A 15527-nucleotide genomic window follows, 5' to 3' on the forward strand; every position below is an offset into this window, starting at 1 on the left:
CCAGCTCAACAGCCGCCCTCGACAAACCCTCGGATTCCGTACACCATCAGAAGCACTCGATGAGGTGTTGCGATAACCGCCTGAATCCGCAGGCATGAGGGTGCGTTTGAGACCGCTGTCTCGGTTTCGAACACAGCCGCCGGCGGGAACCGGACGACCCAACTACCCCCGCGTCACGAAATAATCCGACGGATCGAAGCGGGCGGTCATGCGGCGGAGGCGGCGGGCCGACCACGGCCAGGAGAACCCGTTGCGGCCGTTCCTGTCGAAGTAGTAGCTGCGGCAGCCGCCCGAGTTGTAGACCGTGGATTGGAGCGCCGCCTGGACCTCGTTGTTGAACTGCCGCATCACATTTGGGCGGACCTCCAGCGACACCGCGGCGCTGCGCCGGAGGTGGGTCAGGGCCTGGACTACCTGTTGCAGCTGGGACTCCACGATCAGGAAACCCGACGCGACGGCCGACACGTTCGGGCCGAAGAGGATGTAGAGGTTCGGGAAGGAGGGGACCGTCGTTCCGAGGTAGGCCTGGGGGCTGCCGTCCCAGTGCTGCGACAGGCTGCGTCCGTCTACGCCGTTGACCTTGTCCGCGATCGGCATGTCGAGGATCTTGAAGCCGGTTGCCATGATCACGACATCGACCTCGGTCTTGGAGCCGTCTTCGCCGATCAGAGTGTTCCCGCGGACCGCGGTCAGGCCGGTCGAGACCACCGAGACGTTCGGGCGGGCCAGCGCCGGGTAGTAATCGCTCGACATCAGCAGGCGTTTGCAGCCTACCGACCACTCCGGTGTGAGGGCGGCGCGCAGCGCGGGGTCATCGATCGCCGCGTGAATATTCTGGCGTCCGATCCACTTGAACGCCGCCTGCCCCCAGCGCTGGTTGAACGCGATATTGGTGAGTTCGAGAATCAATTCCTCACGTCGGCGGTTGAATTCGTGAACCCACCCCAGCCGATGCACGCCCAGGCGGCGCGCGATCCGGGACGGCGCGGGCTCCATCTTGGGTACCACCCACTGCGGAGTCCGTTGCAGGACATGGAGTTCGGCCACCTGCTCGGCAATGCTCGGCACCACCTGGATCGCCGAGGCGCCGGTGCCGACGATCGCCACCCGCTGCCCGGTCAGGTCGACGTCGTGATCCCAGCGCGAGGTGTGGAACACCGGTCCGGGGAAGGAGTCGAGGCCGTCGATGGCGGGCAGGCTCGGCTCATGCCAGGGACCGGCGGCGGCGACGAGCGAGCGGGCGCGGATCTCGCCCTCGCCGGTGTCGAGCACCCAGCATCGCTGCGGCTCGTCCCAGCTCGCCTCGAGAACCTCGACCCCGAGGCGCAGATGCTCGCTGACGCCGAAGCGATCGGCGGTCTCGCGCAGATAGGACAGAATCTCCGGCTGCGGCGCGAACTTGCGACTCCAGTTGTCGTGCGGCGCAAACGAATACGAGTAGGCGATCGAGGGGATGTCGACCGCGCACCCGGGATAGGTGTTGTCCCGCCACACGCCGCCGACGCCGTCGGCCTTCTCCAGCACCACGAAGTCGGTGATCCCCGCCTCGCGGAGCTTGATCGCGGTGCCGAGGCCGGAGATACCGGCGCCGATCACGGCAACCTCGAACAGGGGGGTCATGCGTCCTCCAGAACCAGTTGGGCGGCGCGCTCGCCGATCATCATCGACGGCGCGTTGGTGTTGCCGCCGGGAATGGACGGCATCACCGATGCGTCGGCCACGCGCAGCCGCTCGATGCCGCGCACCTTCAAATCGGGGCCGACCACGGCGCGCTCGTCCGCGCCCATGCGGCAGGTGCCGGTCGGGTGATAGACGCTCGAAATCCGCTGGCGCGCATCTTCTCTGACGGCGACCGATGTCGCGCCCGCGCGGCCGGGTGCGACTTCGGCGCGGACGTAGGACGCGGCACCGGGGTGTGCCATCGCCTCGCGGACGATCTCCACGCCCGACATCAGCACGTCGAGATCCGCGGACGCGCTCAGGTAGCGGGGATCGATCACCGGGGCCGCGTGCGGATCACGCGAGGCCAGCCGAACCGTTCCCGAGCTCTCGGGATAGAGCAGCACCAGGTAGACCGTGAAGCAGGAGCCGTCGATGTCGGGGTGAACCCCCGGAACCGTGGCGTCCTTGCCGCGACGGCCGAGCGGGGTCGCGAACAACTGCAGATCGGGAAGCGCACCGGCATGCTCGGACCTGATGTGGGCGATGCCTTCCATATAGGAGCCGCCCAGGAAGGTCGAGTTCGGCCGAATGCGCTCCCTGGCCATCGCGGCCACGAATTTCGCCGGACCGAGGATGGGGCCTTCGGTCACGTTGTAGACCACGGGCACGACCGCGTGGTCCTGCAGACCCTCACCGACCGGCAGGTCACCGAGTACCGGGATCCCGTGTTCGGCCAGGTGCGCGGCCGGTCCGATTCCGGAGAGCATGAGCAGTTGCGCGGTGCGGAACGAACCGGCGGTCACGATGACTTCCTGGTGTGCGACAAGACGTTCCGTGCCTCGCTTGGTCGCGACCTCGACGCCGAACGCGGCGCCCTTGTCGATGAGGATCCGCGTGACCTGCGCACCCGTGCGCACCCGCAGGTTCGGCGGCGCGTCGCGCAGGTACGCCTCCGCCGAGCTCTGGCGACGTCCGCCGGCCGCGTTCCACTGGGCGACCGAGACGCCTTCCTGTTCGGCGGCGTTGTAGTCGGCGTTGTGGGGGACTCCCGCGGTCGTGGCGAGGGCGTCGAGGAAGGCCGTGGTCACCTCGGCGAGATCGAGCGCGCGGGTGACGCCGATCGGGCCGGAGCCGCCGCGGTGGTCGTTCGCGCCGTCCTCGAACGCCTCCATGCGCTTGAAGATCGGGAGCACGTCCGCGTGACTCCAGCCCGCGCAACCGGCTGCGGCCCAGTCGTCGTAGTTCCGGTGGTGTCCGCGGGACCAGATCATCCCGTTGACCGCGCTGCCGCCACCGAGTCCGCGCCCGTGCATCTGCGATACCCGCCGGTCGGCGGCATGCGGCTGCGGGCTGGTGCGCGGTTGCCAGGTGACACCGCGCTGCAGCGCGCCGACGCCGTGCATCGCCCCGACCATGCCCGGGACGCGGACGAGCCGGGAGTCGTTGCGGCCGCCCGCTTCCAGTAGCAGGACCTCGGCGCCGCCGTCGGCGATCCGGCGGGCAACCGCCGCTCCGGCGCTGCCGCCGCCGACCACGATGTAATCCGCGGATGATTCGGTTCGAGCCATGGGCTACTTCTCCTTGCCGGATCGCTCGATGGCGACGGACGGGTAGTTACGGCGAAGCGCGACAAGGGCATTGCTCAGTTCGACCGCCGCTTGCAGGCGTGCATCCTCGAGTTCCGGTCGCGGCAGGATTTCTCGCAGGACGGCCTCGCCGTCGAACATGTGCACCAGCGAGGTGCCCATCAACCGGAGCACCGCGGGATCGACTCCCGCGCCCGATGACGGCACCACCGCGAGCTCGTCGATGGCGGCGTAGAGGCGGGTCGCCACCGGGGTGAGCTGCTCGCGCAGCTCGGCGTCCGTGCGCGCGGCGACCAGTAATTCGAACCAGACCGCGTTGATCTGCGAGCGCGATTGGCTTCGCGTCAACGCGAGCATCTCCCCGACGGGCGCGTCACCGAGGGCTCGAAAACCCGCGAGGTGCCGGCGGCCGACCTCTTCGGCGACTTCGACGACCAATGCCAATCGCGAGTCGAAGTGGCGGAACAGCCCGCCCTTGGACACGCCCGCCCGGGTGCAGATCTCGCCGAGGGAAGCGCGGTAGTAGCCGATCTCGGTGATGGTCGCGATCGTCGCGTCCACCAGCGCTGCCTTGGTGGATGCCGTGCGCTCGGCCTGAGTGCGCCGCACATGCTGGGTCTCGGTCACACAGCAGATTGCAACCAATCGGTCTCTAAATGTCAATGGGTCGAAGTGTATTGGGGGACAGGCGGGTTCGATCGGGGCTGGTCGTGACTTCGTGGGTCGGCAACCATCTCGGTGGCCGGGACTGCCACTTGCCTTCGAGTCTCGCGATCAGTCGGTTTCGGCCGGCTCGGTATTTCGGAGCGTCGTGGCTATCAGTGCCGCGCTGAGTGCGACGAGCGCCGCGGAGATGGTCAGCGCGTGGGCGAAGCCGTCGGTCGCCGCCTGGCGGGGGTCGAGCGAGCCGGAGGTGGTGCGGCGCTGTTCCGCGAGTGTCACGAGAACCGCCAAGCCCACTGCGCCACCGAGCTGTTGGACCGATGTGACGACGGCGGAGCCGAGGCCGGCATTCTCCTCGGTAGTGCCCGTGAGTGCGAGGACTGTCAGAGCGGGCAGGGTCATTCCGCAGCCGATGCTGGTGATCAGCAATGCGGGCAGTATTCCTGCGACATAGCTGTCGGACGGGTCGATGCCCGACATCAGGACGAGCCCGGCGGCGCTGATCAGCAAGAAGGCCACGAGTGCCCATCGCTCGCCGAGCCGGCGCACAGCACGCGATGAGACCGCCATGCCCGTGAGAATGCCCGCGCCGAACGGCAGATAGCTCAGACCGGCGGTGAAGGGGCTGTAGTCGAGGACGGTTTGGATGTGCAGCATCAGTAGAAATGCCATCGCGTAGAAGCTTGCGGAGAACAGCAGGAGGGTTGTATTGGCCACCGCCCTCGGCCGAAAAGTGAGGAACGACAGGGGGACCAGCGGTTCCGCGGTGCGTAGCTCGACGGCGACGAACGTCAACGCCAACAGCGCCGCGGCAGCGATGGGGATCACGGAACTCGCGTTTGCCCAGCCGGTTTCGGATGCCCGCAGCAGGCCGTAGACCAGCAGGCCGGGTACGGCGACGACCAGTACCGCGCCGGGTATGTCTACTCGCGCAGAGGTTTCGGTGCGGCTTTCGCCGACCAGTCGCGGCAGCACGACCAGAACCAGCACGGCAACCGGCAGATTGATGAAGAAGACCCAGCGCCATGAGGCGAAATCGGTCAGCATGCCCGAGATGACCAGTCCCAGTGTCGCGCCCAGCGCGGCGACTCCTCCCCAGATGCCGATGGCCTTGGCCCGCTCCTTGCCGCCGGGATATAGCAGGGTGAGCAGGGCCAGGGCCGCGGGACTCGCAAGCGCTGCACCGCTTCCTTGAACGAACCGTCCGACGATCAGCTGCCAGGGCTCCTGGGCCAATCCGCAGAACAGGCTCGCCGCGCCGAAAAGGGCTACACCGCAGAGGAATACACGTCGTCGCCCGAACAGGTCGGCAATCCGGCCGGACAGTAGCAGGAACCCGCCGAAGGCCAGGATGTATCCGTTGACCACCCAGGCCAGCCCGGCGAAGCCGAAACCGAGTTCCGCGCGGACGGTGGGGAGCGCGATGCTCACCACGTTGTCGTCCAGGTTGAGCATGAACTGCACCAGGCACAGCACGATTAGGGCCGTACTCCGGCGCCTGGCTGCGGGTGGTGTGTCGGGCGTCCGGGTCGAGATCGGAGTCATGAGACGACGGTAGGTAAGGCCGGACCTTGGCCGCTATACGTCACAGGGCCATGTTTTATCGTGTTGGGGACATAGTCTGGTGGGGTGCTCGAGCCTGCTTTCGAACCCGCACCCGCCGGAGTCGGTGCCATTGTCGTGGGAAGCTTTCCCCTGCTCGCGGGTGAATGGACCCACACGCACTACCACCCACAGCACCAACTGGCCTGGACGCGGAGCGGAGTTCTCGGTGTTGCTGCGGGACAAGTGAATTGGGTGCTACCGCCGACGTTGGCGCTGTGGCTTCCCGCCGGGGTTGTGCATCGCACCGGCGCGACGCGCGATGCCGTGCTGCACAGTCTCTACTTCGAACCGGACCGCTGTGACGTGACCTGGACCGAGCCCACCGCTGTGCGCGTCGACGGGCTGCTGGCGCACTTGATCGCCCACCTGGGTAAGGATGATCTGGCCGACGATGCGCGCCGCCGCGCCGAGGCGGTCGTGCTGGATCTCCTGCAACCGCTGCCCGCGACGCCGATCGACGTGCCGCTCCCCGTCGATGAACGAGTGCGGGCGGTCGCAGACGCGCTCCTGGAAGATCCCGCCGATCCGCGCGGACTGGAGGCGCACGCCCGCGCGGTCGGCGTGAGCAGGCGGACGCTGACTCGCCTGTTCGTCCAAGACACCGGTATGAGCTTCGACCGCTGGCGCACTCACGCGCGGCTGCAGGCGGCGCTCGTGATGCTCGCCGAGGGGCAACCGGTATCCCGTGTGGCGCACAGCGTCGGATACGCGACGGCCAGCGCGTTTCTGGCGGCTTTCCGGCGAACGGTCGGCACGACACCCAGGGGATATCTCGGCGGCACTAGGAACTGACGCCGTGCACGGCATGCCCCCGCGTGCAGTGCCACCGTCCACGCGCGTCGCAGTCGAGGCATTTCGCAAGTACATCAGGAGGGCGGTGTAGAGACGGTCTCCGGCAACCCGGACATCGGTCCTGCCGGTGCGGCAGGCCGGCTGCAACCACCCGCTCATCAGCCGTAGCGCATTCCCGCCTGGCCACAGATCGGTTCCGCCCATTGACTCTCGGCGGTGCTCACGATGGCCGGCAACCAGCGCGATCAGCGGCAATGAAGTGCGTTGCGTGGCAACGGCCCTGACCGATTGCGATGGGCAGGGCCGTGCTCGTCAGTTCGCTTGATCATCGGTAGACGCGGACGTCGACGACGCGAGGGTCAACTAGTCGGCGGTCTATGGTCGGTCGGATCAAGAACCTCCAGTCGTACCTCGAAGACGAAACGCAGATGGTCGGGACCGCCGGACAACCACCGTGTACTGACCGTGGCTATGTCGTCTTCGATGTCCTCGAGCGTGCACTCAATGCTGGTAGGGCATGGATACGCAACGGTTCCAGTCAATCCGCCGAAGTAGGCTGTCTTGCCGACCAGTTGGTGCGGTCGGCCATGTGCATCTACAAATTCGACCAGAGCGATGCCCGGTTGCGGATCGTCGGTCAGCAGGTGTACTGCGATGGCAGGTAGCTCGCAACCATCGCCCTTACTCAAGCGCTGTTCCACGGCAACACCGTATCTGCATTGGGTATTGCCAGTGGACTGACGCACACGCCAATCGGCAGAAACGGATGCCCGCGTGGCTTCAGATCAGCGACAGCACGAAACCGATGAAGCCGTGAGTGATTCGCTCCAAGCCGGCTCCGTCGTCACGGTCGGCTGCGCGGCGAGCGACTGGTACACCTCCGGCGGACAGTAGGCCCCCGAACAGTCCGAGAAGTCGAACAAGGCGGGATTCTCCGCCCACTTGGCGAACACCCACAGCCCGCAGGACAACACCAACAGCACCCCGAACACGATCACGTACTTTTTGAACCACACGCGCGCCATGCTAGCCCCCGATACGTCCCATATTCCCCGTACATTGAGGCGTTGAGGCGGGAGTTCGAAGTGGGGCGTTCACATGTGCCAGTCCACTCGGTGGCCATCACGAAGAAGGGTCTCCTCCACCGCGGCCCAGTCCTCCACCCACTCACAGCGGCAGGCGATCTCCATGGCGGGGTCATCGGCAATTCGGATCATGTCGCCTTTTGCCAGCGCTCGCTCCTCTGGTGTTTCGGCGAAGTCCTGCATCCTGTCGACTCGGATACAGCGCCCTGCGTCGGCGCCGGCCACGACTCGGCCCACAATGCCGTAATAGCGAGTCGCGCCCGCGTGTCTGGCGATCTCCTCTGAACGATCGAGCTCCGCAATCACGCGTGATTCCGCACCGATCGTCAAAGTGACGCCCACAGTCTTTCCGAAGATCACGATGCCGCCCTTGGCGGTCGTCGAGTTCTCCTCGGCCTCCATGACAACCGCCTCGAGAGTCATGAACGGCCCCTCCATGACGGTGACCCGCTGACCAACCTGAAATCCGACCACGAGCTCTGACATTCCCACATCGAACCACCCGCGGGCACAGCGCACAGATCGCTGCCTTCCGCGCGAAATCTTCTACGAAATCGGCAACACGGAAACCATCTGATCCGCCACACCGACTGCGGCATGGTCGCTTCCCGGCCACGGCCACGGCCACGGCCACGGCCACGGCCACGGTCAGCGGCGACGGCAAGGCGTGCGTCATCTCCGAAAGTGCCGCCGATCAGGTGACCGCGATCGACTTCGCTACCGGAAGCAAGATCGTGTCGATTCCGGTCGGCGACCATCCGCAACGTATCCGGATCGGCGATCTGCCGGTGGGATGGCAGGCCCCGACCGGAATGCCTTCCAGCGGTAGCGGTTTCCCGTCGAGCGGTAGCGGGTCCTCGGGTAGTTGAGCCGTCGCGGACCAGCGCGGCCGCCCGCCGAGTTCGTCGCGGGCGCGGGCGCGGGGCGGCAGCGGGACCGAGAACGCCGGGTCGAGCCAGACGGTTTGCGATCCGATGTGTTTGTGGTGCAACGGATGTCCTGAGCGGCCGTGACGCTCTAGAGTTGCCGCTGGGTCGGGCGGACCGGCCCGAGACTAGCGGGAGAGACCATGAGCGAGCACGACGACGACATCAAACAGGCGCTGCTCGAGGAGCAGAACAAGAACCGCGAGCTGGACGTCAAGGTGGTGGGTCTCGAACGGCAGATCGCCGAACTGCAGACGGAACTCGAGGCGGCGAACAGCCGGTACGAGGACCTCGACGGGCTGTACAAGAAGGTTCTGCAGGAGGCTGCCGACCTGATTCCCGAGTCCTGAGCGGCACCGGGTTGTAGCGCTCATCAGATCCTGGCCGCCGGAGGTTTTTGCCCCGTCGGCGGCCAGGATCGGTCGCGTTCCACGGGTTGCCGAGGACCCGTAGCGGCTTGCAGCGCTTGGCATTCGCGGACGCGAGCGCGAACACATCGGCTCAACTTCGCCGGCTCCATCGGTGCGCCGGCTCGAGACGGCGCGGGTCCGTTCAGACCCCGGGAGTCAAACGTTTGCGGGCGCCGTCCACGCGTCGTTCCACGCCGTCCAGGTGTTTCTGCGCGCGCTGGAGAGCCTCGCGTGTGGTTCGCTCGGTGGCCGCGGTGAATCGGCGGCGCTGTTCGGCCTCGGTCAGCTCGGCTCGGAGGGTTTCGACCCGGCCGACGAGTTCTGCCAGGTCCGCTGCGGCCGCGTCGTGGTCGGATCGAGCGGAAGTTACGGCGGCGCGGGCGGATTCGACCTCGGTGAGCATCTGCTCGAGCTCGCGCCGTATCTCGGCCTGCGGGTCGGGAGCGGGCTTGTCTTCGGCCTCGGATTCGGGGCGGCGTTTGGTGCGCGCGGCTGGCTTTTCGGTGTGATTCTCGGTGGAATCGTCTGTCGCCGAGTGCGTTTCGCTGCCGCGATGTCCCGCACCGGGAACCGCGGTCAGTGCGGCTGGACCGAATCCCTCGTAGGTGGCTGCGGCGGTGAGCGTTCCGGCGCGCAGCCCGTCGGCGACCGATTGATCCGCCAGCGCCGCCTGCAGACTCGCGCCGACCTCGCGCAGGACGGATTCGGTCAGGCGCTGGCCGTGGCCCGCCGCCAGTTCGGCGGTTTTGCGGGTGACGGCGTTGACCACCTGCTGCCGCTGCGTGGTGAGCGCGCGCAACTTGTCCGCCGACAGCCGCCGCTGCGCGTCGCGCAGGGCTTCGCCCACCTCCGCGACCGCGCGGACATCCTCGCCAGCCTCACGAGAGAGCAGATTCAGCGCCCACGCGGCGACCGTCGGCCGCCGCAGCTTGCCGATGGCGGCGGCCAGGGCCTTGTCCCCGGCGTCGCGGGCCTGCCGCGCCCGCTCGGTGCGGGCGGGTACGAACTCGGCGGGCGGGAGTCCATAGAGTTCGGTGACGACCTGGTCGAGCGTCATGCGCCCAAGCCTAGGGGCACGCCCGCCACCTGCCCGGCAAGGCGAGGTGGTCCAGCGAGTGGCCCACCTGGAGTGGGCCGGCTGGACAACGTCCACAGGCTGAGCGCAGCCTCGCTACCGACCGCGATTGATACTTACCCTGTGAAGAAGCGCTCGAACACCCACCGCAACGGATTGACACGCGAAAACCCGCGCGCCGCTGTGGCAGCCGCGGCGCGACAGCTCGAAAAGGCGATCTCCGCCAGCGACCACAGCGTCAGCATTCTCCTCGACCCTGTCGTCGCCCTGGGCGAGCATCGACTGCCGCATCGCATTCCGGTAGCAGACCATGTGCGCCGTGTGGTGTCGGATCCGGTTGTCAGTGTGCGTGCGATCGGTACGCGGTGCAGCTGGGCGGACGATTTCCGGAGCGTCCTCGGTGCGGTGTATCCACCGGGTGGACTGACCGAGGACGAAGACGCCGTCGATTCGCATGTTCAGGCACTCGCAAATGCCATCGAGAGCTTTATCGGGGCGGTACGAGTCGCCGCCCAGGTTGATACTCGGCCGGAGAGCTATTACGCCAACAAATGGACAGAGATCGTCCTGGTCTCCAGTACACATATCGCCCGTCTGGCGCTGACCGCCACCGACTGATTCCGTGCTGGGAGATTCGGACTGCTCATCGGCGGTCATCCGCCTCGACTTCATCGGTGTAGGTCTGTCGGAGGTTTGCCCTAGCCTCGCCCGAGGAACCGTGGAAAGGAGATGGGTGTGGGGTGGAAGGTGCAGGGGCTGACCCTGGAGGGAGTTGTCGACGTGGCAGGGCTGCCCGGGCGGCCGTTCGAGGTGGGGGAGTTCGTCGAGTTCGACGCGGTGTTCACGGAGCCGCGTGACTACGGGGTTTCGTCGGTGGGCGGGTGGACCTGTATTGCTGATCCGCAATTCCGTGTGGTCTTCGATGACGCCGCAGTGCAGGCGCTTTCGTGCAGCGGCCGGGTGCTGGCGTGGGTGACCAACAGTGTTTCGACCGTGCACGGGTTCGCCTGGTACATCGGCGGGGTCCCGGTACGACGCATCGTTTACGCCGAGGGGGAGGTCGTTGATGAGCACGGGCAACCGCTGCCGGAAGAGGCTTCGGCGCCGGAGCCTGTGGACGAGGAATTTGTCTTCGAGATGATCGCGCGGTTGACCGGGCTGAACTTCGGTGTGATCAGTGCCGCGCCGCAGAGCGTGTGGAGTTGCGGGCATTAGTCGCCGCGGGTCACCCTGCCCTCTATTCGATTCCCGCTCGCGGTGCCGTAGTCCGCGTATTTGTAGCTCGCCGAAACCACCCGGGTACCGCCGGCCTCGCACGTCGGATCGCGTAACTCGGTGAACGCGAACGTGTTGCCTGTACCGGATCGGTGCAGCAACACCACGCTGTTCGGCGGATCCGGCCGTAGCGGCTCGTCGTCGCGGAACGAGATCGCGGTGGGCGGGGTTGTCTCTACCTTGCCTGCGCCGGTTCGTAGCGTGACCACGACCCCGAACGCTTTGTCGGGAACATCTTTCGGCGGATCCGTCTGCTTGGCGTCACCCGCGTAGACGGTCGTTCGCGTCGCGTCGATCCAGTCCGACCAATTCCTCCCGCAATTGCGGTCGGTGACGCGATCGGCCAGGACGCCGGACGGGGTTCCGCTGCCCCCGATCAGCGGCGGAATCGTGAGCATCGCGGCGGTGACGAACGCGACCGAGAGTGCCGCTCCGCCCCGCACCCAGGCGGCACGTGTCCGACCGGACCGGCCGTCGTAGAAGTGGCGGCAGGCCGCCGCGAACGCGGTGGCAAGCGCGACACACGACGCGGCGAGGCTCGTGTCGAGGTGTTCCGATATTCCGGGCTCGAACCCGAACAGGTGTAGCTCGGCTCCCACGAACTGGGCGAACAAACTGGTGATCAGCCCGCCCGCGATGGCGCCGCCGGGCGCGAATCGGTAGGGCAGCAGGCCGAAAATGGCGGTGAGGAACACCAGCGGGCTGACGACCAACAGAAATGGCCAGTAGACGGTGAAGTTGGCCGCGAACCGGCCACCCGCCTCGAGCTTGACCCCCGGATCGGCTCCCGACTCCGAGTAGAGTGCGCGGCCGATCGCCAGCCATGCCACAGCCAACGCGCCGACCGCAACGAGCTGTAGTGCGTATGCGAAGGGGGTCAAGCGATTCCGCGATTTGTCACGAGCAAACACGCGGTAACGGTATCGACCGGATATGTTCGAATTGGTTGCCAGCTGTGGAGAAATCGTGTGGTTCTGAGCTTTTCGTGTCGGCTATCGCTCTTTCACCCAGAACATCCCGCGCCCGGATTCGGCCGGAGCGCTTTGCACGCGGGGTTCGATGCGGTCGAGGCGATAGCCGAGTCGGCGCGCGACCGCGGCGCTGCGGACGTTGGCTTCGTCGCAGTGGATTTCGACGCTCTCTATGCCGGGTAGCGCCAATGCGATTCGGGTCAGCTCGCCCGCGCTGCGGGTGACCACGCCGCGCCCGGTGTGCTTCACATGGCACCAGTAGCCGATTTCCAGCGCCGGTGGGCCGAGGCAGTCGTGGAGGCCGATCGCGCCGAGCAGGGTCCCGTCACCGTCGAAGATCCCGTAGTTGAAGGCGCGGTCGTGCGTTGGCCAGCCCTGGGCGACGGTCTCATCGAACTCGCGCTGCTTCGCAACGGTCGGGGGTTCGGCCAGCCACTCCATCCACGGGTGGATGTGCTCGTAGGATTCGGTGAGCGCCTCGACCCGTGCGGTCAGGTCCTCCGGCTGCCAGCGGCGTAGCAGCAGGCCCTCCAACTCGATTCGCTGCGGAGGGCCGACGCCCGGTGCCAGAGCAGGCGAGAGTTCGAGGTCCATACAGGCGATAGTGGCGGTGGGGCCTGTACCGAGACAAATCGTTTTCGCCCGCGCGCCGGCCGGTTCGGGAATGCACAGCCGCATTCCCGAGCCGAATCGACCGGCTACGGATCCAGCCCGTGGATGATGAAGTCGATGTGGGGATCGCCGCGATAGGAGCCGATGGCCGCGCGGATGTCGAACGTCGTGCCGGCGGTGCTGAGGATGAAGACCCAGACCTTCGGGGTGGTGGCCACGCCGGTGTTGTCGGTGGAGTATGAGGCGTACGCCTGTTCGGAATTGCCGTCGAAGGAGATCCGCATCGCCTGGCCCTGGGGGTTGTAGGGGGCGAAGTAGATCTGGACGCCGGGGAAGGGCACGCCGTTCGCCCGGCCGTATTTCACCGACAGGGGCGCGGCGGAGGTCCAGTCGTTGCCTATGCCGCCGCCGTGCACGGTTTGGTTGTTGCCCGAGACGATCGTCAGTACGGCGTCGGTGGGGTTGGCGGGGGCCGCGTTGTTCCAGATCGAGGGTGCGGCGGTGGACGGATCGGAGCCGGAATAGACCGCGAGGGTGCCATCGTCGGTGATGGTGGTGACGTAGCTGCCCTGCGGGCGGGCCTTGGTCGAGATCGCCCAGTAGAGGCCCTGATTGTGACCGGGGTCCGTGCCCTTGTAGACGCAGAGGTTGCCGTCGGTCTGCATGACAGCGAAGCACGGGAACGCGGGCTTGGTGACGCGGTTGCTCCAGTACGGTTGCCGCGTGGTCTGGATGCCGCTGCCGGGCGGGGTGCCGCACACCAGGGTGAGCGCACCCGTGTCGGTCAGCGTCAGACCGTATTTGCCGTTCCCCGAAGGCAGCAGCGTGTTGCGTGAAATCCATTGTCCGGCTTGCAGAGTGTTGCCGGTCGTCACCCGGGTCGCCGCGTAACTCTGGCTCGAGTTCCAGGTGATGAACGCGGGGTCGAACCCGTTGTCCGGCACGACACCCTCGGGCGCGGAGCCGATCTGGAGGTTGCCGTCGGGCGCGAAGACCGCCCAGTACTTCGGACCGGGGCCGCGCTGCCAGGTGTTCGTGGCCCAGCACGGACCCTTGTTGTCCGACGGCCCGGTCCCGCGATAGATGACGAAGTTGCCGTCGTTCTGGATGGTCGCGAAGTACTGGCCGTTGGTCTGCGCGGGATTGAACTTCCACTTCGGGTCGATGTGCGCGGAACCGGCGTCGCCCACCGCGGAGTAGTACGGCTGATTCGGGTCGATGTCGGCGTAGGCCCCGCCGGTCGCCCCGGGGCGCGCGAAATAGAACCGCAGGTCGCCGTTGGCTTGCAGGACCGCGTAGAAACCCGAGAGCGGGCCCTGTTTGAAGAAGTAGTCACCGACGCGCAGAAAGTTGCCCGACGCGAGCGCGGACCCCTTGTTCGTCCCGGCGGGCGGGAGCAGATTGCCGCTGTTCAAGCTGGTCTTGTTCATCGGCTTCTCGCTTCGCTCTCGCCGGCCGTGCTGAGTTTCGATGGTCCGGCGACGCGCCCGGTCCGGTCAAGCGGTTCGGGTGAAATCGATGTCCCGGCAAGGCAAGTCGTGCGCGACGCGCCGGAAAACCGGGATCGCGATCAGTGGGGCGGGAGCACCGCCCGGCGTTCGACGGCCTCGATCCCGCCGAGTTCGGCGAGCAGTTCGGTGAGGAACGTGCGCTGTGCCGCGAGATGCGATTCACCGAACCGTGCCGCGAGTCGGGTTTCGAGAGCGGCGCGGGCGCGGCGGGCGGCGGCGACAGCGGCGCGGCCGCGGGAAGTCAGGCGGATGCGCCGGATGCGGGCGTCCGAGGGGTCGGGCGTGCGTTCGCAGTAGCCGAGGCGTTCGAGCTCGGCGACGGCTTTGGACGCGCCCTGCTGGGTCATCGAAAGGTGGGTCGCCAGTTCGGTGATGGTGGGCTCGCCGACGATCAGGTGCTGGAAGAGGTAGCCGTGTGACATGCGCAGATCGCCGAAGCCGTCCTCGCTCAAGGACGCCTGAACCTGTGCCGCGGCGGCTTGGCCCGCGAACAGCGCGAGGGTTCCGGTGTCGAGCGAGCGGGGATCGAGGTCGGCGGTCATGGGGACATTCTGCGTTGCACAACCTTAGTTGTGCAACTATGGTTGTGAATATGTCGAACATCGAGAATCCCAATGTCGAGATCGCGCTGCGCTACCACCGGGCGGTGTCGGACTTCGCGGGCGGAGCCGAGCTGGCCGCGTTCTTCCACCCGGATTTCACCCACCACGAGCTGCCGAACGCGCTGTTCCCGCAGGGGAACATGCGCAGCCTCGACCAGGTGCAGGCAGCCTCGGCGGCGGGGCGGAAAGGCTTGAGCGCGCAGAACTTCGAGGTGCTCAACACGATCGCGATGGGCGAGCAGGTCGTGCTGGAGGTGCTCTGGACCGGGACGCTGGCGGTGCCGGTGCGGGACCTGCCGGTCGGTCATGTCATGCGGGCGCACATCGCCACGGTGCTGGAATTCCGGGAGGGGAAGATCATCGCCCAGCGCAACTACGACTGCTACGAGCCGCTCGTGCCCGCCTGATCGGGATGGCCCGTCCTGCGCAGGCGAACCGCCACCGCGATCGTGAGACAGGTGGTCACGAAACTGCCGAGCATCCCGTAGAACAGCGCCCACTGGCGCTCGTGGAAACCCACCAGGCAGAAGACGGACTGCACGTAGACGAAGATCGCGAGCATGCCGAGCGAGACGCCCTCGGCGCTGCGCGAGGCCCACATGCGGCGCAATTGCAGGCAGACGGCGGCGATGTTCACGAAGCTCGCGCTCCACGCCAGCCAGCCGATGAGGGTCCAGAAGCTCACCGCGCCTCCGATTGCCGATGCCCGAGGACACCGGGCCCCGGTGGATCCGGAGCCCGGCATCGTTCGC

19 protein-coding genes are annotated in these 15527 nt (G+C 66.8%); 6 read left to right on the top strand and 13 right to left on the bottom strand.

Annotated elements, in window-relative coordinates:
* Positions 1–162: 162 nt before the first annotated feature.
* The 4 genes from ABZ319_RS07045 to ABZ319_RS07060 form a co-directional block, all read right to left on the bottom strand.
* Complete coding sequence (locus tag ABZ319_RS07045) at positions 163–1620, bottom strand: NAD(P)/FAD-dependent oxidoreductase (RefSeq protein WP_354985410.1); 1458 nt, start codon at positions 1618–1620, stop codon at positions 163–165.
* Positions 1617–3230 carry a GMC family oxidoreductase N-terminal domain-containing protein gene (locus ABZ319_RS07050; protein ID WP_354985411.1) on the bottom strand — a complete coding sequence of 538 codons (1614 nt, stop codon included), beginning with the start codon at positions 3228–3230 and terminating at the stop codon, positions 1617–1619. The genes ABZ319_RS07045 and ABZ319_RS07050 overlap by 4 nt, the downstream gene beginning before the upstream one ends.
* 3 nt (positions 3231–3233) lie before the next feature.
* Positions 3234–3875: a TetR/AcrR family transcriptional regulator gene (locus tag ABZ319_RS07055; protein ID WP_354985412.1), complete on the bottom strand. Its 642-nt coding sequence runs from the start codon at positions 3873–3875 to the stop codon at positions 3234–3236.
* A gap of 147 nt (positions 3876–4022) precedes the next feature.
* Positions 4023–5456 carry an MFS transporter gene (locus ABZ319_RS07060; protein WP_354985413.1) on the bottom strand — a complete coding sequence of 478 codons (1434 nt, stop codon included), beginning with the start codon at positions 5454–5456 and terminating at the stop codon, positions 4023–4025.
* A gap of 135 nt (positions 5457–5591) precedes the next feature.
* On the opposite strand from ABZ319_RS07060, the gene ABZ319_RS07065 reads away from it, so the two are divergent.
* Entirely contained in the window at positions 5592–6308 is a 717-nt protein-coding gene (locus ABZ319_RS07065) for a helix-turn-helix transcriptional regulator (protein ID WP_354985414.1), read from the top strand.
* 359 nt (positions 6309–6667) lie between these two features.
* Here ABZ319_RS07065 and ABZ319_RS07070 read toward each other — a convergent pair whose 3' ends face one another.
* From ABZ319_RS07070 to ABZ319_RS07080, 3 genes are all read right to left on the bottom strand, one after another.
* Entirely contained in the window at positions 6668–7009 is a 342-nt protein-coding gene (locus ABZ319_RS07070; RefSeq protein ID WP_354985415.1) for a hypothetical protein, read from the bottom strand.
* Between the two features lie 84 nt (positions 7010–7093).
* A complete protein-coding gene (locus tag ABZ319_RS07075) occupies positions 7094–7333 on the bottom strand; it encodes a hypothetical protein (RefSeq protein ID WP_354985416.1) in 240 nt (79 codons plus the stop codon).
* Positions 7334–7402: 69 nt separating this feature from the next.
* Positions 7403–7879: a hypothetical protein gene (locus ABZ319_RS07080; RefSeq protein WP_354985417.1), complete on the bottom strand. Its 477-nt coding sequence runs from the start codon at positions 7877–7879 to the stop codon at positions 7403–7405.
* Positions 7880–8091: 212 nt separating this feature from the next.
* On the opposite strand from ABZ319_RS07080, the gene ABZ319_RS07085 reads away from it, so the two are divergent.
* A complete protein-coding gene (locus ABZ319_RS07085) occupies positions 8092–8262 on the top strand; it encodes a hypothetical protein (protein ID WP_354985418.1) in 171 nt (56 codons plus the stop codon).
* Between the two features lie 200 nt (positions 8263–8462).
* Positions 8463–8669 (top strand): hypothetical protein, encoded by a 207-nt coding sequence (locus ABZ319_RS07090; RefSeq protein WP_354985419.1) that lies wholly within the window; start codon positions 8463–8465, stop codon positions 8667–8669.
* 202 nt (positions 8670–8871) lie between these two features.
* Here ABZ319_RS07090 and ABZ319_RS07095 read toward each other — a convergent pair whose 3' ends face one another.
* On the bottom strand, positions 8872–9786 hold the full coding sequence (locus tag ABZ319_RS07095) for a hypothetical protein (RefSeq protein WP_354985420.1): 915 nt from the start codon (positions 9784–9786) through the stop codon (positions 8872–8874).
* A gap of 141 nt (positions 9787–9927) precedes the next feature.
* Between ABZ319_RS07095 and ABZ319_RS07100 the strand changes: the two genes are divergently transcribed.
* Both ABZ319_RS07100 and ABZ319_RS07105 read left to right on the top strand, forming a co-directional pair.
* On the top strand, positions 9928–10422 hold the full coding sequence (locus ABZ319_RS07100) for a hypothetical protein (protein ID WP_354985421.1): 495 nt from the start codon (positions 9928–9930) through the stop codon (positions 10420–10422).
* A gap of 129 nt (positions 10423–10551) precedes the next feature.
* Entirely contained in the window at positions 10552–11019 is a 468-nt protein-coding gene (locus tag ABZ319_RS07105) for a hypothetical protein (protein WP_354985422.1), read from the top strand.
* On the opposite strand, the gene ABZ319_RS07110 is transcribed toward ABZ319_RS07105, so the two are convergent.
* The 4 genes from ABZ319_RS07110 to ABZ319_RS07125 form a co-directional block, all read right to left on the bottom strand.
* Positions 11016–11960, bottom strand: a complete 945-nt coding sequence (locus ABZ319_RS07110; RefSeq protein WP_354985423.1) for a hypothetical protein — start codon at positions 11958–11960, stop codon at positions 11016–11018. The genes ABZ319_RS07105 and ABZ319_RS07110 overlap by 4 nt on opposite strands.
* Positions 11961–12071: 111 nt before the next feature.
* Positions 12072–12644, bottom strand: a complete 573-nt coding sequence (locus tag ABZ319_RS07115) for a GNAT family N-acetyltransferase (RefSeq protein ID WP_354985424.1) — start codon at positions 12642–12644, stop codon at positions 12072–12074.
* Positions 12645–12748: 104 nt separating this feature from the next.
* On the bottom strand, positions 12749–14092 hold the full coding sequence (locus ABZ319_RS07120) for a hypothetical protein (RefSeq protein WP_354985425.1): 1344 nt from the start codon (positions 14090–14092) through the stop codon (positions 12749–12751).
* 140 nt (positions 14093–14232) lie between these two features.
* The gene (locus ABZ319_RS07125; RefSeq protein ID WP_354985426.1) at positions 14233–14715 is read right to left on the bottom strand and encodes a MarR family winged helix-turn-helix transcriptional regulator; all 483 of its coding nucleotides are present in this window, start codon (positions 14713–14715) and stop codon (positions 14233–14235) included.
* A 50-nt stretch (positions 14716–14765) separates the two neighbouring features.
* Here ABZ319_RS07125 and ABZ319_RS07130 point away from each other — a divergent pair, with 50 nt between their 5' ends.
* Positions 14766–15182, top strand: a complete 417-nt coding sequence (locus ABZ319_RS07130; RefSeq protein ID WP_354985427.1) for a nuclear transport factor 2 family protein — start codon at positions 14766–14768, stop codon at positions 15180–15182.
* Here ABZ319_RS07130 and ABZ319_RS07135 read toward each other — a convergent pair.
* Positions 15158–15460, bottom strand: a complete 303-nt coding sequence (locus tag ABZ319_RS07135; RefSeq protein WP_354985428.1) for a hypothetical protein — start codon at positions 15458–15460, stop codon at positions 15158–15160. The two genes, ABZ319_RS07130 and ABZ319_RS07135, sit on opposite strands and share 25 nt — an antisense overlap.
* Positions 15461–15527 lie beyond the last annotated feature (67 nt).

It is taken from the genome of Nocardia sp. NPDC005978 (assembly GCF_040614455.1).
In the GTDB taxonomy this organism is placed as follows: Bacteria; Actinomycetota; Actinomycetes; order Mycobacteriales; family Mycobacteriaceae; genus Nocardia.